Source organism: Neptuniibacter sp. QD37_6 (assembly GCF_047778085.1).
GTDB lineage: Bacteria > Pseudomonadota > Gammaproteobacteria > Pseudomonadales > Balneatricaceae > Neptuniibacter.
In genome coordinates, this window is record NZ_CP180550.1 from 273,187 (window position 1) to 289,482 (window position 16,296).

The 16,296-nt window shown below is 42.9% G+C and carries 13 protein-coding genes; 8 read left to right on the forward strand and 5 right to left on the reverse strand.

The window, feature by feature from the left end:
- The first annotated feature begins 236 nt into the window (after positions 1–236).
- Complete coding sequence (locus ACMXYO_RS01165) at positions 237–1,604, forward strand: hypothetical protein (protein WP_415886612.1); 1,368 nt, start codon at positions 237–239, stop codon at positions 1,602–1,604.
- Between the two features lie 83 nt (positions 1,605–1,687).
- Positions 1,688–2,728, forward strand: a complete 1,041-nt coding sequence (locus ACMXYO_RS01170; RefSeq protein ID WP_415886613.1) for an IS481 family transposase — start codon at positions 1,688–1,690, stop codon at positions 2,726–2,728.
- Positions 2,729–2,966: 238 nt separating this feature from the next.
- On the opposite strand, the gene ACMXYO_RS01175 is transcribed toward ACMXYO_RS01170, so the two are convergent.
- Positions 2,967–3,563 carry a GIY-YIG nuclease family protein gene (locus ACMXYO_RS01175; RefSeq protein WP_415886614.1) on the reverse strand — a complete coding sequence of 199 codons (597 nt, stop codon included), beginning with the start codon at positions 3,561–3,563 and terminating at the stop codon, positions 2,967–2,969.
- 436 nt (positions 3,564–3,999) lie between these two features.
- Between ACMXYO_RS01175 and ACMXYO_RS01180 the strand changes: the two genes are divergently transcribed.
- From ACMXYO_RS01180 to ACMXYO_RS01190, 3 genes are all read left to right on the forward strand, one after another.
- A complete protein-coding gene (locus ACMXYO_RS01180) occupies positions 4,000–4,965 on the forward strand; it encodes an IS5 family transposase (protein ID WP_415885660.1) in 966 nt (321 codons plus the stop codon).
- A 281-nt stretch (positions 4,966–5,246) separates the two neighbouring features.
- Positions 5,247–6,407, forward strand: coding sequence for a diguanylate cyclase (locus ACMXYO_RS01185; protein WP_415886615.1), 1,161 nt, complete (start codon positions 5,247–5,249; stop codon positions 6,405–6,407).
- A 400-nt stretch (positions 6,408–6,807) separates the two neighbouring features.
- A complete protein-coding gene (locus tag ACMXYO_RS01190; protein ID WP_415886616.1) occupies positions 6,808–8,157 on the forward strand; it encodes a diguanylate cyclase in 1,350 nt (449 codons plus the stop codon).
- A gap of 151 nt (positions 8,158–8,308) precedes the next feature.
- Here ACMXYO_RS01190 and ACMXYO_RS01195 read toward each other — a convergent pair whose 3' ends face one another.
- Both ACMXYO_RS01195 and ACMXYO_RS01200 read right to left on the reverse strand, forming a co-directional pair.
- Positions 8,309–9,358 (reverse strand): hypothetical protein, encoded by a 1,050-nt coding sequence (locus ACMXYO_RS01195; RefSeq protein ID WP_415886618.1) that lies wholly within the window; start codon positions 9,356–9,358, stop codon positions 8,309–8,311.
- Positions 9,359–9,670: 312 nt separating this feature from the next.
- Positions 9,671–11,404 carry a S8 family serine peptidase gene (locus ACMXYO_RS01200; protein WP_415886619.1) on the reverse strand — a complete coding sequence of 578 codons (1,734 nt, stop codon included), beginning with the start codon at positions 11,402–11,404 and terminating at the stop codon, positions 9,671–9,673.
- A 484-nt stretch (positions 11,405–11,888) separates the two neighbouring features.
- Here ACMXYO_RS01200 and ACMXYO_RS01205 point away from each other — a divergent pair, with 484 nt between their 5' ends.
- Positions 11,889–12,755, forward strand: a complete 867-nt coding sequence (locus ACMXYO_RS01205; protein WP_415886620.1) for a class I SAM-dependent methyltransferase — start codon at positions 11,889–11,891, stop codon at positions 12,753–12,755.
- Positions 12,756–12,898: 143 nt separating this feature from the next.
- Here ACMXYO_RS01205 and ACMXYO_RS01210 read toward each other — a convergent pair whose 3' ends face one another.
- Positions 12,899–13,909: a PQQ-dependent sugar dehydrogenase gene (locus ACMXYO_RS01210; RefSeq protein ID WP_415886621.1), complete on the reverse strand. Its 1,011-nt coding sequence runs from the start codon at positions 13,907–13,909 to the stop codon at positions 12,899–12,901.
- 16 nt (positions 13,910–13,925) lie between these two features.
- Here ACMXYO_RS01210 and ACMXYO_RS01215 point away from each other — a divergent pair, with 16 nt between their 5' ends.
- Positions 13,926–14,096, forward strand: a complete 171-nt coding sequence (locus ACMXYO_RS01215; protein ID WP_415886622.1) for a hypothetical protein — start codon at positions 13,926–13,928, stop codon at positions 14,094–14,096.
- A 246-nt stretch (positions 14,097–14,342) separates the two neighbouring features.
- The gene (locus ACMXYO_RS01220; protein ID WP_415886624.1) at positions 14,343–15,650 is read left to right on the forward strand and encodes an ABC1 kinase family protein; all 1,308 of its coding nucleotides are present in this window, start codon (positions 14,343–14,345) and stop codon (positions 15,648–15,650) included.
- A gap of 3 nt (positions 15,651–15,653) precedes the next feature.
- Here the strand turns inward: ACMXYO_RS01220 and ACMXYO_RS01225 are convergent, their stop codons facing one another.
- Complete coding sequence (locus tag ACMXYO_RS01225; RefSeq protein WP_415886625.1) at positions 15,654–16,241, reverse strand: TetR/AcrR family transcriptional regulator; 588 nt, start codon at positions 16,239–16,241, stop codon at positions 15,654–15,656.
- Positions 16,242–16,296: the final 55 nt, after the last annotated feature.

A 16,296-nucleotide genomic window follows, 5' to 3' on the forward strand; every position in this document is an offset into this window, starting at 1 on the left:
CTCTCAGGCGGCTTCTGAGGGCGTTCTTAGCTCGGTTTCCGATCCTGTTGGTCGGGGGTTCGAATCCCTCCAGGCGCGCCACTTTTTCACGGTAAACAATTGTTTTCTAATGTCTTTTTTGTCTGGCTTTTTTGTTGGGCCGTTAAATAGACCGTCAATTGTTACTGCTCTGTTTTTGAGAAGCTCTTTTGTATAAGTCTCTTCTCTTGCCCATGTATATTTAGCAAGGATGTATCATGAGTCGATGGATTAAGCAGTTTGAAGAACATTCTTTCCGTACAAGTTGGTCGAATGTCAAAAAGTTCATTTCTGATATTGAGAAACAACAAACTAATGATCCTAATGTTCCTGAAGAAGTATCTAGACTAAAAAAAGTTATTGCTTATATAGATTCCAGTCTCGGGTTGATAGAGCCAGAATTAACCCCTGTATTTATCTGGGATACTTTTCGTGGTCAATCAGATCAACTAGTTAGTCAGCTTCAAAATTATCTGAATAACCGTAATTCAGGCCATTTAACAAACGCTAATAATCATGCTGATCAGGTTTTGAGTATTATCCGCCCGTACATGGTGGGAAGTGCGAATGAGGTTGAGTCTATTAGAGCTGCAGCTTTAGGTGCGAGCGGTTTCATTGAAAATCAAATAGAGCGTTTGAAGGGCGAGTCAGAGCAGCAGTTTGCAGCAATAACGGCTTATCATGATGAATCTGCTAATAAAATGCACCTGATTGACTCATTTTACGGGCGTGTTTCTAGTTTAGAGGATGATCTTTTTGCGGCTGACGGGCTTGGAAATAAAGTTAGGAACTTATGTAATGATTCGGAGGAGAAGCATTCTAAGCTTTCTGAATTTTATGGAGAAGTTTTTGAAGGGGAAGAAGACGTCCCTTCTATTAAACTGAGTATTAAACAGGCTAAAGAAGAGTTGGAAGATGATAGGCAGAAGGCTTCAGAAAAGCTTGATGATCTTGAGGCTTCACTAAATGAGCTTAAGAAGTTCTATCGCAGAGTATTTGGTAGTAGTGATGAGGCTCAACTTGGTTTGAAGGATGAGTTGGATCAGGGGATGGATCTGCTTGAATCTTACAAGGTAAAGCAGGAAGAGACTTATGCTGCGCTGAATAAGAAAATTGAATCGTTATTACCAGGGGCAACTAGTGCAGGCCTTGCAACTGCATATAGTGATATGAGGGAATCCTTTAATAAGCCCATCCTAATTTCAAATATAATTTTCTATATCTCCCTAGTCTTTTTGGTTTTAGGGGCTGTAGCTATGTCCGTTGAAACATTCTGGGCGGCAGATAGCATTATTAAGTTTAAAGAATTTGGGAATTGGGATTCAATTCTCAAAGGGTTGTTATATAAGTTGCCTTTTTACGGGCCTGTTTTGTGGCTTGCTTATTTTGCCTCCAAGCGTCGTAGTGAAGCTCAGAGATTACAGCAAGAATATGCTCATAAAGAATCTTTAGCGAAATCTTATGAATCCTTCAAAAAACAGATTGAAGATCTAGAAGGAGATGAGACTGAAATGAAGAAGAGTTTTATTTTGAAGGCTGTAGATGCAATAACCTACAACGCTTCAGATGAATTAGTCTCGACCTAATCTGACATATCTTCTTGAGAAAGAGAGAGTTACCCGTTTTGATAAAGGTGCTGAAATCTTAAATCAAAACAAAGGTAACTCTCATGTTGCATACTAGCAATCCCATCATTAAACACAAAGCAGGCTTACTCAACCTTGCGGAAGAACTTGGAAACGTCTCAAAAGCCTGCAAAGTAATGGGTGTCTCCCGTGATACGTTTTATCGCTATCAGGAACTTGTTGAGGAAGGCGGTGTTGATTCACTGATCAACCGATCTCGCAGAACGCCCAATGTCAAAAACCGTGTAGATGAGCAGATTGAGAACGCCGTCATTGAACACGCGATAGCTTTCCCCGCTCATGGCCAAGCCCGAACCAGTAACGAACTGCGTAAAGCTGGCGTGTTTGTATCGGGCAGTGGTGTTCGTTCCATCTGGCTACGTCATAACTTAGAAAACTTTAAAAAGCGCCTTTCGGCTCTGGAAGCAAAGGTTGCGAGTGAAGGTATCATTCTGACGGATGACCAAGTGGCTGCGCTTGAGAAGAAGAAACAAGATGACGAAGCCTGCGGTGAAATAGAAACGCATCATCCTGGCTATCTGGGTTCTCAGGACACGTTCTACGTGGGTAATCTAAAAGGGGTTGGCAGGATATATCAGCAAACCTTTGTTGATACGTACAGCAAGGTAGCGTTCGCTAAGCTCTACACGACGAAAACCCCAATTACCTCAGCCGATGTATTGAATGATCGTGTATTACCATTCTTTGAGGCTCAGGAGCTGCCTATGCTGCGTATCCTGACTGATCGAGGCACGGAATACTGTGGCAAGGTTGAGCAGCACGATTACCAGCTATATCTCGCCATCAACGATATTGATCACACGAAAACCAAAGCGAGACACCCACAGACTAACGGTATCTGTGAGCGCTTCCATAAAACGATATTGGACGAGTTTTATCAGGTTACGTTCCGTAAAAAGCTCTATGCTTCACTGGAAGAACTGCAAAAAGATCTGGACGAATGGCTGGATTATTACAACAATGAACGAACTCATCAGGGGAAAATGTGCTGTGGCAGAACGCCACTGGAAACATTGCTTGATGGAAAACAGATTTGGGCTGAAAAGAATTTAGCCCAAATCTAATCTGACAGTAGCACTGGAAAGAACGGGTAACTGTCAGATCAGGTCTGAGCTAGTACACTTCAGAAACTCTTGATGGGAATCATGGGGATGGGCACCCCAGTCACGAGTTGCTAAACAAGTTAACCTCAGAGTTAATTAAAGCTGCAAAGTCTAGATCTAACGAAGCGTGACAATTTTGGTATTTTCTTTGCCTTAAGGTATGGGGTGATGCTCTAGCATCATCTCGCTTTATATTGCCTTAAATGTTTTTACACTTATGTTTGAAGGTGGGCCAGTATTCGGCTGAGCATGAGTTACATCGAACATACCCTTCATCTGTAGGCGTAGAATTTTTAGGTGTAGGGTTGTCCTTCTCCCATAAGGATCTTGTATAAATGTCCTTTTGCTCATCTTGACTAGATGGATGGGTTAACTCCCTTGTCTGAGGTGTTTCTTCAGGTTCTGGTATTTGATGTTCTTTCATTTCATTTAATGCGTTAAGTACAATGTCATTAATGTTTGATATGTTCTGTGTGTTGCAAGGTATCCCATTCCTCATTGCAAAAAGAGCTTGATTACCGGAAGCTTTCTTAATTGCTTCGATTGCACTGTCAATAGAGCATTTAAACCATTCTTTTCCTGCATTAAATTCTTTTAGTAATTTATGTGCTTCTTTTTCTACTAGCTTTGGGTCATAAGTTAGTAATTCGTATTGAACTGTATATGGGTGGGGAAGCCCGGTGGAGCCTAGTTCTTTGGCTCGTATTGATGGGTCTCTATCAGTGGTTCCAACTTTAACAATGTCTTGTAGAGATTCATTCGAAATGACGTATATCCATCCCTTAAGTTTGTTCACTGTTTAGTCCTATAAAAAATACTTTTTAATGCGATGAGAGCTTGTTCTAAGCGGTTTTTTTTGGGAGTGGGAGTGGGTAGTTTGACCTTGATAAAACAGGTATCAGCTACCTCCAAGTCTATAGCTTCAGAATGATTGTTTCTGTTCCGGTGATAGTTCTGTTCTTCAGTGCTCTGCTCGGTTTCTTCTGAACATGAAAGATACTCAGAGACTGGTTTTCCGTTTATTACCATATTCAACCTCTCGCTTTAAGCTATTTAAACGCTTATTCAAAAAAGCTTAAGCATGAACGCTGTATCGCTAGCGAAAGAGATTAGCTTAAGAGTCAAAAGGTTAGCAAGAGCAGGTTGATTTCAAGAGCTAGCAAGCCTAGGGAACATGCGATTAAGTCCCTCAGCATGAGACAATCCATGCTCTGATGTGCTGAGGGCTATCCATGGATCACCAACTTTCCTTCGCTGACAGCGAATTCAACAACAAGCGTCGCCAAACTCGCAAAGAGAAGTTTCTTGGCCGTATGGAGAAACTGATTCCTTGGCAGCGGTTGGAATCAGTGATTGCCCCTCACTACCCAAAGGCCGGTAACGGTCGTAGGCCTTATCCGTTATCAACCATGCTGCGCATCCACTGCATGCAGCAGTGGTATAGCATGAGCGATCCAGCCATGGAGGATGCGCTTTATGAAATCGCCTCCATGCGTTTGTTTGCTGGTCTCTCGCTGGATGGCGCGATACCTGATCACACCACGATCATGAACTTCCGTCACCTGCTGGAGCGGCATGGTTTGGCTCGAAAAATATTCCAAGAGGTTAGCGCCTGGTTAAGCGATGCCGGTGTGTTGGTAAAAGAAGGAACGCTGCTGGACGCAACGATCATCGAAGCACCAAGTTCTACCAAGAACAAAGCTGGTGAACGTGACCCTGAAATGCACCAAACCAAGAAAGGCAATCAATGGCACTTTGGAATGAAAGCCCATATCGGCGTTGATGCCAGAACCGGTCTGACGCATAGTTTCACAACTACCGCCGCTAATGAGCATGACCTCAACCAAGCCGAACACCTTCTTCATGGCAAAGAAGAGTTTATCTTCGCCGACAGTGGTTATCGTGGCGCTGAGAACCGTAAAGAGCTCGAAGATGTAAAAGCGGACTGGCATGTTGCTGAAATACCCAGCAAGGTCAAAGAGCTGAAGAAACATCCACGTATCAATAAGCTCCCATTGAAAACCGAGTATCTGAAAGCCAGTATCCGCGCGAAAGTTGAGCATCCGTTCCGGATCATTAAGTGCCAGTTTGGTTTTACCAAGGCTCGTTATCGTGGGCTGATGAAGAACGACAGTAAGCTAGCTATGCTGTTTGCTCTGGCAAACATTGCTCGCGTGGATCAGATTCTGCGGGCGTAGGATAAATCCGCCTACATGCTGAGAAATCGGCATGCAGACAGTAAGAAATGGCCAGCAATCGTGCGATTACGCCGCAAATACAGCTTTCTTGGGAGAGTTAGCTAAAAAGTGGGACTTAATCGCATGTTCCCTAAGGCGCATTCCAAAACTGTTTACGTGGCGTATTTTCGGTTGGTCACAGTGCATTTAACATAAAAACACTTGATAAAGATCAGCAATGATTGATTAAAAGTCCTGTTATAACGTCTTATCCAAAAAGAAAAATAACAAGAGCATGGATGATGAGTACAAACAGTTTGGTTAGGCATCTACCCGCAGTACTATTCGGTGATCTCTCTTTACACCATCTTAAGGAGCTATTGAGCTCACATATTCATGACTTACACTTAAGTCGTCATCGTGCAGGAACTATTATCAACCGCGTCAGATTGATATCTGGCTGTTTTGCTTTCTTAAACTTGCTTTGGGTATTGGTTGATTACTGGGTATTTCCGGCAGAGGTGTGGAATAACCTATTGTTGATGAGGCTTGCTGTAGTCGCAGTATTTATTGCACTGGCTTGGCCCTGGCAGTTACCGAAAAGGCTTTCAGTCGCTTTCTTGTTATTGCTGACTATGCTGCTTAATCCATTGCTGTTTTATCTGTTCTCCCAATCTCTGTTTGGAGATCAACAGTTGAATGGTTGGGCTGCTATTTCTGTGATGTTGTATGCATCGCTCCCCTTTATTGTTATGGCAGGGTTAAGTGTCTTTCCGTTAACGGTGGTGGAATCTTTGTTGTTGGTTCTACCGGTAGTGCTGTCTCTTTTATTAGGCCTGCAGTTGGCGGATAACTTTAGTTGGGAGGGCTTATTACCGACTTTGTGGCTGATGCTGTTGGTCGCTGGCGTATACATTATCTCCGGCATGATTCAGATCCATTACATGATAGTAATCGTGAATAAGGTTTCTTTGGATGCTTTAACAGGGGCTTTTACCCGGCGCTCTGGAGAAGAAATTCTGGATCTTTATTTCCATATTTCAAACAGGCATGAGAAACCTTTTGCCGTGGCTTTTATCGATCTGGACCATTTTAAACAGATCAATGATATGTATGGTCATGATGAGGGTGATAAGGCTCTGCGTCAGGCTTGTGAGAATCTGCAGCGGTTATTACGTAGTGGTGATATTGTGATTCGCTGGGGAGGTGAGGAGTTTATCCTGCTACTTAATGGATCAGACATAGCTGGAGCACAGAAGGTGATAGAGAGGATTACCCAGAATTGGCTGGGTAAGCGCCCAGATGGAACCGCTTTAACCGCCAGTATGGGAGTTGCCGAGCGTGTTAATGATAAAGCTGAAGACTGGCCGGATCTGATCGAACTGGCTGACCAGAGAATGTATCAGGCTAAACAGTCCGGCCGGGCACGTTGTGTGTTTGCTGAAAATTTGGTGGTGAGCTGATGACAGGTTTAGTTAATTGAGTTCACCAACCGAAAGCTGTTGTAGCAGGTAATAGACTCAGTCTGAGAGAGAAGTGAGAGCACATTGCCACGTACAACAGTCTGTAGGGTGGGGCGCAACCGAATATCCTGTACGGACGAGCCATTTATTGTATTTTTCTATCTCTTTGTTCTTACTCATTTTTTTATATATCAGTCGAGTTACCAGCGTAGGTCAGAGCTGTTTGTGGGTCGTTAGTACCGGTACGCTATCTTTACAGAGCTAGTGGTAGAATTTCGATAAATAGCATATGGCAGTTCAATTCCCCATTTGCATATAATTAAACTTAATGATTGTCGGGCATTAAGTTTGTTTACTTGGCGGTAACAATTTTGATTTAGAACTGAAATGGAAGGTTGGTTTGAAGAAGTCTACAGCTAAAGATATTGCACAAAAGCAGGTAATAAAAATCGATGAAGAAGCATCGATTAGCAACGCAGTAGATTTAATGTACAAAGAGAATCACAGAGATGTGATCGTTGTATCTAAGAACGAGCATCATCGGTTTGGCGTTTTGACAGCTAGTGACTTAATTCGCCTAAGGGTGTCTCAAGTTGATTTTTCCCTTCCGATAAAAACGATTAAGTACGATAAGATATTCTCAATTGATGAAGACACACCAATCGAAGAAATTCTGGAAGAGGTTAACCATGAGGTTGAGTGTCTTTGTACTACTAACAAAGCCGGAGATTTAACAGGGGTTGTATTTTATGCCGATATTATCTCCAGTATTGATCCTAAAACGCTCCTAGAAAAGAGGGTAATAAGTGAAATTATCCTTAACCAACACATTAAAAAATCTCAAATCACAGCCCCAACAATTGATGTTATCAGTTTGATGGATCATCACCTGAATGACAGCGTTCTGCTTTACGATAATGATAAACCTGCCGGAATTATAACGACGAAAGACATCGTTAGACTGTTCGGAGAAGGTAAAAACTTACAATTATCGATAGCTAAGTATATGAGCTATCCTGTTGAAACAATCCCTTTCAATACCTCGATTAAGCAAGCTTTAGAGTTTATTCAGGTGAAAAACTTTAAAAGATTAATTGTGGAGGATCGTAAAGGAGAAATTATTGGGCAGATTACACAGGGAGAGCTAATCAGCAGAGTGTATTCTCGATGGACGGATATGATCCGTCATAATGATACTCAGCTTAAGCAAGTGAACAAAGAGCTACAGATTCGAGCAACTAAGTATGAGGAGCTTTCTTCTGTAGATCACTTAACAGGTATTTATAATCGAGCGAAGTTTGAGTTTGAACTGCAAAAAGAGATTAATAGGGTTGAAAGGTATGACTCTGAATCGTTTTCTATAGTGTTTTTTGATGTTGACCACTTTAAGAATGTTAATGATCAATATGGGCATTCAGTGGGAGATATAGTGCTCCAAGAAATTTGCCTTCATATCCAAAAGCAGATGCGAATTACCGATGTATTTGCGAGGTGGGGAGGAGAAGAATTTGTCATCATATTGCCTGCAACGACTATTCAGAGTGCTTCAGCGGTTGCAGAAAAACTTAGAGTTTCAGTTCATAAATTAGAATTTGCCGGTGTAGGGCATATTTCGTGTAGTTTTGGTGTGGCTCAGTTTGAATGTGGAGATACTTTTCATTCACTTATCTTGCGAGCAGACAAGGCAACATATTTAGCTAAAGCTAATGGTAGAAACAGAGTGGAAGTATCTCAAAAAAACTCTTTATAGCATTAGTGGTTTGCTAATAGCCCGCCCGACATGAGTGCGGATCTTACCTTTCTTGTTTTATCTAACTCTATCCAATCGATATACGGAGAAAGTGAAAGACGTATCAGGATTGTTTAAAGGGGTTAGCCCCTGAAATCAGGGGCTTTAATATTTATTTTATTGAATCGGTATCAGAGTCCCACCAAGATTGATTTGATAATGGGTAAAACCTAACTTGAACGTTATAAGCACCGTCATTACTTATGGACCATAGATAGTCGACAAAGTCGCCAATGTTGAATACCCAAGTATCAGAGTATGAATTAAGGCTGACTAAAACGGGAACGTCATAAGTATTGGTTTCAGTGATTACTGGGCAATAAGTGTAATTATTTTCATCTAAGGCTGGTTCGATACAACCAGCATACACACCTGTAGTTTCATCAGAATCGTCTTCGTAGCAACAAACAATAGTATCTTCGGTAGGATCACAAGGGTTCTCAAGCGTTCCGCAAGATGCAACATCACCTAAACTATATACATCACCGGACCATTGGAATAATTGAGTGATATTGGTTGCCCCTTTTACTTTCTTTCCTTTAAGTGAGTCAGTCCTAACAAGAGTTGTTGGTTCGCTATAGGTTGGGCATTCTGGGACGTATGAGTCGCCATCAGTTGTAATTAGGCCAAGCATCAAAAGCTCATTTCCGGCTTCGTCTTGAACATCTTCAAGGCATCCTCGTATAACAATTTGAGTGCTTGTTCCGTCATCTTTAGTGGGTTTGCCTGTAACCCTTGCAAAGACCATATAGCCTTCTGAGTCCTTAGGTATTCTAAAGCTCGCAGCATCGCCTACAGAGTATTCGTTGTCTGGATGATCTGGAAACACTGAACACCAATCAGTTACCTCAAGTTCGGAAGTCGTAGGTGCGTTTTTAGGCCCTTTACGGCCTGACTCTATGAGAATTGATATGTTTTCTTCAGGGTCACGGGGAACATTAATCACGTTACCAAAGACGAGATTAGAAAGTTCATCGTACTCAGGTGGAGGGCAGTTAAAATCAGCTTTTTTCCCATGGATCATCAAGTTGAAGTGGGAGCCGCTTGGAAAGTTATTACCGTTCCAAACAAGGCCGTCACTTGTGTGTGGTTTTGCAGCGTAAGCTGGGAGTGCGATTATTATCATGATTAAGCAAAAGGTTGCTTTGATAGTACGAAGCATAGCTACCTCCTTTAATACGTCATTAGGAGTGGGTTATTGCTAGCATGGCCGAGTATTAGATAGGTATATACGGGGTCTATTAGCAGGGTCTAGATTAAGTGTGGTTACCTTCATCAATCTGTCCATGATTATGGATATGTTATTTTTTCATGGTGGGTTTGAGTCATTAACACGGCAAAAATGATGTCGGAGATTATGTGTGGGTGACCTTACTATGAGGGGAATTGGAGAATAAGGGAACCGCCTCCTTATGGAAGCGGTATGCAGAGCCAAATAGCTTAAGAAAAGCTTTGCAGCGTTTTATTTAGCGGGTTAGCAACCTCGTTTAGGATGACACTTTGTATTACCTGAATCATCTGAGCCATCGTCAGTGCTGCTAGAATCGACGCTAATTTGCTCACTCAATACCCATTCAGAGGAGCCCGCACTATTGGACGCACGTAGACGGTACTTGTAAGTTCCGTCGCTTGGGCTATGGGTAAAGTCAGTGGTATCTGCGGAGATTTGGCTATTATCAGCATTTAGCAAGTCAGAATATGCCCCCCACTTCTTACCACGCGCTTTCTTACTAACTTGTAACTCATACCACTCTTCTGTATCTACATCAATCCAAGATAAGGACACGTTACCAGCTTCCGCGGAAGGGCTTAGGAACGTAGGTGCGTTCGGTGGCTGAAGTGTTGGTTCTGGATCGGTAGGTGTTTCGGTAGGTAGTGATTGCATTGCTAAATGCGCATCAGCGATACCTGTACCGCAACCGTTACAAGCAGCAGGGAAAGAGCGAGTGTTTTCTTTAATAAGCTGCTCAATCTCTGCTGGAGTTATCCCAGTGTTTTCAGAGTAAAGCAAGGCTGCTAAACCAGAGATGTGTGGTGCGGCCATACTCGTGCCGACCATACCTATATATCCTTCGTTGCCTGGACTTGTTACACCGTCATTGTACGTCGAAATTACGTATGTGCTATTGCTGCTACTACCTTCACCACCGGGTGCCGCTATATCAACAAGGTCCCCATAATTGGAATAATTTGCCTTGCCTCCGCTTCGGTTAACCGCTGCAACATTGATAACATTTGAACAGCTTGCTGGGGTGAAATTCGCTGTATTGGTGTTACTGTTACCAGCAGAGACAACAACGCTTACATTGTTAGAGACTGCATAATTAATAGCTGCTTGCATTGACGAGTTGGGATCACAGCTACTGCTTCCACCCAAACTCATGTTAATTACATTTGCTCCGTTGTCAGTTGCCCAGTGGATGGCATCTGCAATATCTGAGTAAGTTCCCCCTCCGACACCAAGTACGCGTACATGCATTAGTTGAACGCGGTCATATCCGACGCCGGCCAAACCATTACCATTGTTTGTTACTGCACCGACAGTGCCTGCTACGTGAGTTCCATGCCAGCTACTTCTTTGTGTCGGATCGGTATTATCTCCAGGATCACTCGGATCAGAATCACGGCCATTACCATCATTAGCTATGTCGACATGGCTGATCATGTCATAACCCGGAATGGTATTAGCGTTTAAATCTGAGTGATCAGTGCTTCCGGTGTCAAGAATGGCTACAACCGCTTTTTGGTAGCTGCCATCAAGGTTTTCCCATGCTTGTGTAGCATTTAACCCACCTGGTTCACTTGGGCTGGAGTTCGGCCCAAAGTAATGCCATTGGTAATCTTGAAGCAGGGGATCGTTTGGAAGTGCGAAAGGAACCATGTGGATGTCTGGTTCCGCATGGGAAATACCTTCAATTTTAGATAATGCCTTTGCTAGACCTTTGGCTTGGTTAGGTGATTTTAGTTCATCAAGTTGAAAAATTAGCCGGCCATTTGCTGTTTCGCGGAGAAAGCTCATAGGGACGCCAGCTGCTTGAGAGAGGCGATCTGCTTCAAACCGACCATTTGCAAATTGGTCGTCAAATTTAACAATCAATTGATCCGTACCTGTTGCAGAGGGAGCTGCGTGTAAGTACATGGGAGAAGATGAAAGCAGCAGCGAAGCTAGAATTGCTTTTGGAGTAATTAATCTATTGAAGGAAAGCATGATTGTTCCTCATTAGTTCTCATTTCAAAATCTCTATTGAATATTCAAGCTGCAATAAGCGAACCAAAATCAAAAAAGTTAAATATTAATAGGATTTAATCATGCCTCGATTTTATCTACTTTAGAAAATATTAATAGAAAAGATTTATTAAAATTTTATCTATATTTTCGTTCTATCGCTTTGTTTTTGTTGGCTATCTATCTGAGATGAAGATGTGCGCTGGTAGCGTTTACGGTGTGTTTTTCTGTGGTCAATATTTAGAGGAATTGATCTTAGTTTGTAACAAAATTGAATCGGAAAGGCTCGTCTCTTTGAGGTTATATATTTTCTGGATTTTGATGATGAAGTGCATAAATGCGATGCATTTTTTTTCGCAAAATGCGAAATGTTATTCGTGTCTCTATCTAACTGTCTGATAGTTATATGTTTTTTTGGTGCGTTTATTGCTGTTTTATTATTTAACGGTCAATAGAGGTTTTTAAAATGAAAACTAATGTCGATAAGCTCAAAATACTAGATTTGAATCGACGATTTCATGACGAGGTAGAAGCTGATAATTATGATGAACGCATGGGGGTAAACCATTCAACATTAGAGGTTAAAGATACAGTTTTAGAGCTAGAGTCAGTCTTGGGAAGACCTTTGCCTGCCAAAGGGAGGGTTGTTGATTTAGGGGCTGGCACTGGGAACATATCTATAAAACTAGCTTTGGACGGGCGTTTTGAAAAAGTAACGGCAGTAGATATTAGCAGTAAGAGTCTACAAGTGCTGGAAAGTACAGCATTGAAACACGGTGTTGAAGTAGAGACTATCGTCTCTGATATGCAGAAGCTTCTCTTTGAGACGAATAGCCTAGATTTAGTTGTTGGGTGTGCATTTTTACACCATTTGCCAGATCCGGTAGCTTTTATGCTTGAAGTTCGCCGTGTTCTTAAACCTGAAGCGCCGTTTATTATCATAGGTGAACCTAGTTACTTTGGGGCAGCTGTAACGAATATGGTTAAGTTTCCGCTGGTATTGATAAATAGGCTTAGAAATTCTTTTTCAAGAGAACGATTTTTTCATTGGGAGCATGACCAAATCGACGTGCATACATTCTCTCATGATGATATAGCTGAGATTTTTAATAACAATTTTAAGGAGATTAGAGTCTGCAGTGAAGGTTTTGCTGAGCCGGTTATCGATCAGGCTGCTTTAGTGCCATTGCGGCATGTTTTGCCTGATTATCTTCCGCTTAGGGTTAAATTTTCTGTTATTAGAAAGGTTGCTAGGTTTACGGATTATTTAATTTTTAATCCACTATTGCCTGCATCAATGAAAGTTACCCTTAAAATTTCAGGTAGCTCGTGACTATTAATCATGAGCAATAAAACTGAGGGCGATTCATATCCATTCGTTCATTGTTGACCGTTATTATGCATGTTTCTAAATGTGGGTGAGCCACAGTGCCTTATGAACTTGCTCTATACCGATTGGCCGGTGGTTTGAACCTCTCAAGGTGTTACTTGAATCAATTTGCCATTCCCTTCATCAGTCAGAATATAAATAGCCCCTTGTTTATCCACCTCTAGATCTCTTATGCGAACGTCTAAATCTTCTAGATAACGGTGCTCTTCGAATTTTTTGTCCCTTTCTGAAGAGGTGTTTTTAGCCTCGGTCAGTCGATTCAGGTGGCTACCTTTTAATGCACCAAGTAGAAAGTCCCCTTGCCACTCTTTGAATAGGTCTGCTTCATAACGGATTAAGCCTGAGGGGGCGATTGAGGAAACGTAATAATATTCCGGTTGTAGCATCCCTTTTTTATGTGTTCCTTCACCAATTGATGGTCCCCAGTACTCCTTGCCGTAAGTAATGATGGGCCAGCCATAGTTTTTCCCTTTAAGGACTAAGTTGAGTTCGTCACCGCCCCTAGGGCCGTGTTCATGGATCCAGATATTGCTTTGAGAATCGATGAACATTCCCTGTGGGTTTCTATGGCCATAGCTGTAAATGCTTTCTGGGATAGGCTCGCCTGATTTGTTGGTCATGCCTATGAATGGGTTGTCCTTTGGGATGCTGCCATCTTTGTTGATGCGATGGATTTTCCCTGCGTGATCAGACAGATCCTGAGAGCGGTGGCGCTGCCCTCTATCTCCCACGCTGATAAACAGATTGTCATCTGCTAGCGCAAGGCGTGAACCATAGTGGTGGACTTTACCGCTGTAGGGGAGGGCGGTGAATAACACTGTCCAATTGACTAATTCGAGGTTCGGGCTGAGTTCGGCGGAGGCTACACGAGTGGTCGATCCTTTCGATCTGTCTTGGTGGCTGAAACTGACATAGAGCTTTCGATTGCTTGCAAATAGAGGATCACTGAGTACGTCTAACAGCCCGCCCTGACCATCAGGGTCAATATCCTGAGGCCAGCCGGTCACTTTTTGTTTTTGCCCCGTGTTTGTATCGACAATCCAACCACCAACCTCTTTTTCTGTGATCAAAAGTTCATAATCGCTTATCCATGTCATTCCCCAAGGGTGGCTGATGCCTTGGGCTATGACCTTTGTATTTAGTTGGGTTGTTGCTGAGGCGGACAGTGATAAAGATAGCCCTGTTATAGCTGTAAAAACTACACCAAGAATAGGTTGTTTAGGTAAGTTAAACGCTCTCATCGAAATGGCCTCATTGAATACGCTATTGGCTGCTGATGAATAATTAAAATTCGTACGTCGTGTGCTTAGAGATCAGATCATTAAGATTAGTTTAAATGAAAGGTTAGTGAGAGAGCAGATTGCTCATTTACTTATTTCGATGCTTCATAGCATAGCGGTAGAACCTTATCCAGATTCTAGTCATCCTATCTTCCAACTCTTTCCTATAAGCCGCGTTTAAACTCTTTCCTATAATGAATTCAGAGTCTGTAAGCCAACCGTACTGGCAATAACCTAGAGGAAAGTCGCTTTGGCCCGAGATAGACCGATACCGTCAAGTCGAGCAAGCCGTTTACTCAAGTTGGGCCGTCTTGCTGGTGGAATCGCAGGTGAGATGATCTCAGAAGGTGCAAGCCAGCTGCTAGCAGGTAAGACGGTGAAAGCAATCGATCTGTTGCTAACACCTGAAAATGCGAGACAGCTGACAGATAAGTTATCGGAAATGCGCGGCGCCGCCATGAAGGTTGGCCAGTTATTGTCCATGGAGGCGGGGGATTATCTTCCACCTGAACTTACCGATGTTTTAGCTACCCTACGTGAGAGCGCTTATACCATGCCACAAGGGCAAGTGGCTGATGTGTTGGAGAACGCTTGGGGAAACGGTTGGGAAGATGAGTTCGAACGCTTCTCTTTTACGCCACTTGCGGCGGCTTCTATAGGGCAAGTTCACGAGGCTAAAACTAAGCAAGGCCAACATTTAGCGATAAAAATTCAGTATCCTGGGGTACGTGACAGCATCGAGAGTGATGTAAATAATGTTTCTACTTTGTTCAAGCTGTTACGGTTGGTGCCAAAAGGGTATGACCTTTCCCCGCTTTTAGGTGAGGCGAAACGGCAACTGCATCAAGAAGCTGATTATACAGCCGAAGCCGCTAGCATTGCTGAATATAGCCGCTGTCTCGGAAGTGATCCCAACTTTGAATTGCCTACAGTGGATAGTTCACGCAGCAGTGCTGAAGTACTCTCAATGTCGTTTGTGCCGGGTGTGCCTATAGAGTCACTGGCTGGTGAATCGAGTCAGTTACGTAATCGGATCGCTACCCGCATGTTGTCTCTGATGTTAAAAGAAGTCTTCGAATGGCAATTGGTTCAGACCGATGCCAATTTCGCGAATTATCGATACCAAGCCGATAAGGGGTGTATAGGGTTGTTGGATTTTGGTGCGACGAGGCGTTATCCAACTGAGTTTACCGAACTGCTAAGGCAATTGATGAAGGCTGCTCGGGATGATGACCTTACTGCTATCGAAACTTATGCGTTGGCGTTGGGTTATCTCCGGGCAGATGAGGAACCGTCTTATCGGCAAGGGCTATGCGAGATGATTCGTATGGTTGCTGAACCTCTACGACAAGAGGGATGGTTTGATTTTGGCTGTTCAGATCTATCTAAGCGGGTGGCAAATCAGGCAATCTCTCTACGTGTTCGTCAGCGCTATATGCATCTGCCGCCGACAGATGTGCTGTTTTTACATAGGAAATTTGCGGGTACTTACCTACTTTGTGCACGTTTGCGCGCGCAGGTAGATATTGCCTCCTTGATCAAACCTTATCTCGTTTAATTATTAGAATTGTCCGGATCTCTCCGCTTTTTCCAGCATCCTTAATAGTTTGCTATGTGCTTGAGCTTGTTGCGGGCTCTGATCTCGACACCAAGCGCTTAACGTCACCAAAAAAATCCCTGTAAGTGTAATTTCCTGAATTTGACGACGTCGTCCGTCTGAATTTAGCTCCGCCATATCAAGCCATAGCTGGACTAAGCGTGAGAGATCAAAAATCATGGGCACCCAGTGGTGCATATGCGGTGGATGTAACTTTGCTTTAAGTATCTGAGTGGTTACCGCGTGATAGGGAGCCAGTGCTTCAAACCAGCGCCAAATAATCTGGTCCAAACGTGTAGTAAAAGGTAATCCAATAATCTCATCTCTATCTGCTGATAGCATGGTTTCTAGAGCCTGTGAAAACCAGAAATCGGCAATCGCATTGGTATCAGCGAAGTGTTTATAAATTTCGCTGATTGAAGTGTCACAATGCTCCGCGATATCGACCAAACTGAGGTCGTACCAGTTTCCCTGCTGTTGCGCTAAATCTAACGTAGTCTTGAGAATGGATTGGGCGTCCAAACTCTCTGGATTAGGTTGGGCATCATTCATAATTTTCGCTTCTTTCAACAAGAGCGAGTTATCTAACTTCGAACCGAGTAAGTTT

What these genes read in the sequence shown, in the direction of transcription:
- ACMXYO_RS01200 (WP_415886619.1), bottom strand. Translation starts at nt 11,404, where the DNA reads ATGCTTTCCTTCAATAGATTAATTACTCCAAAAGCAATTCTAGCTTCG.
- ACMXYO_RS01185 (WP_415886615.1), top strand. Translation starts at nt 5,247, where the DNA reads ATGAGTACAAACAGTTTGGTTAGGCATCTACCCGCAGTACTATTCGGT.
- ACMXYO_RS01195 (WP_415886618.1), bottom strand. Translation starts at nt 9,358, where the DNA reads ATGCTTCGTACTATCAAAGCAACCTTTTGCTTAATCATGATAATAATC.
- ACMXYO_RS01210 (WP_415886621.1), bottom strand. Translation starts at nt 13,909, where the DNA reads ATGACATGGATAAGCGATTATGAACTTTTGATCACAGAAAAAGAGGTT.
- ACMXYO_RS01165 (WP_415886612.1), top strand. Translation starts at nt 237, where the DNA reads ATGAGTCGATGGATTAAGCAGTTTGAAGAACATTCTTTCCGTACAAGT.
- ACMXYO_RS01225 (WP_415886625.1), bottom strand. Translation starts at nt 16,241, where the DNA reads ATGAATGATGCCCAACCTAATCCAGAGAGTTTGGACGCCCAATCCATT.
- ACMXYO_RS01180 (WP_415885660.1), top strand. Translation starts at nt 4,000, where the DNA reads ATGGATCACCAACTTTCCTTCGCTGACAGCGAATTCAACAACAAGCGT.
- ACMXYO_RS01170 (WP_415886613.1), top strand. Translation starts at nt 1,688, where the DNA reads ATGTTGCATACTAGCAATCCCATCATTAAACACAAAGCAGGCTTACTC.
- ACMXYO_RS01215 (WP_415886622.1), top strand. Translation starts at nt 13,926, where the DNA reads ATGCCTTGGGCTATGACCTTTGTATTTAGTTGGGTTGTTGCTGAGGCG.
- ACMXYO_RS01205 (WP_415886620.1), top strand. Translation starts at nt 11,889, where the DNA reads ATGAAAACTAATGTCGATAAGCTCAAAATACTAGATTTGAATCGACGA.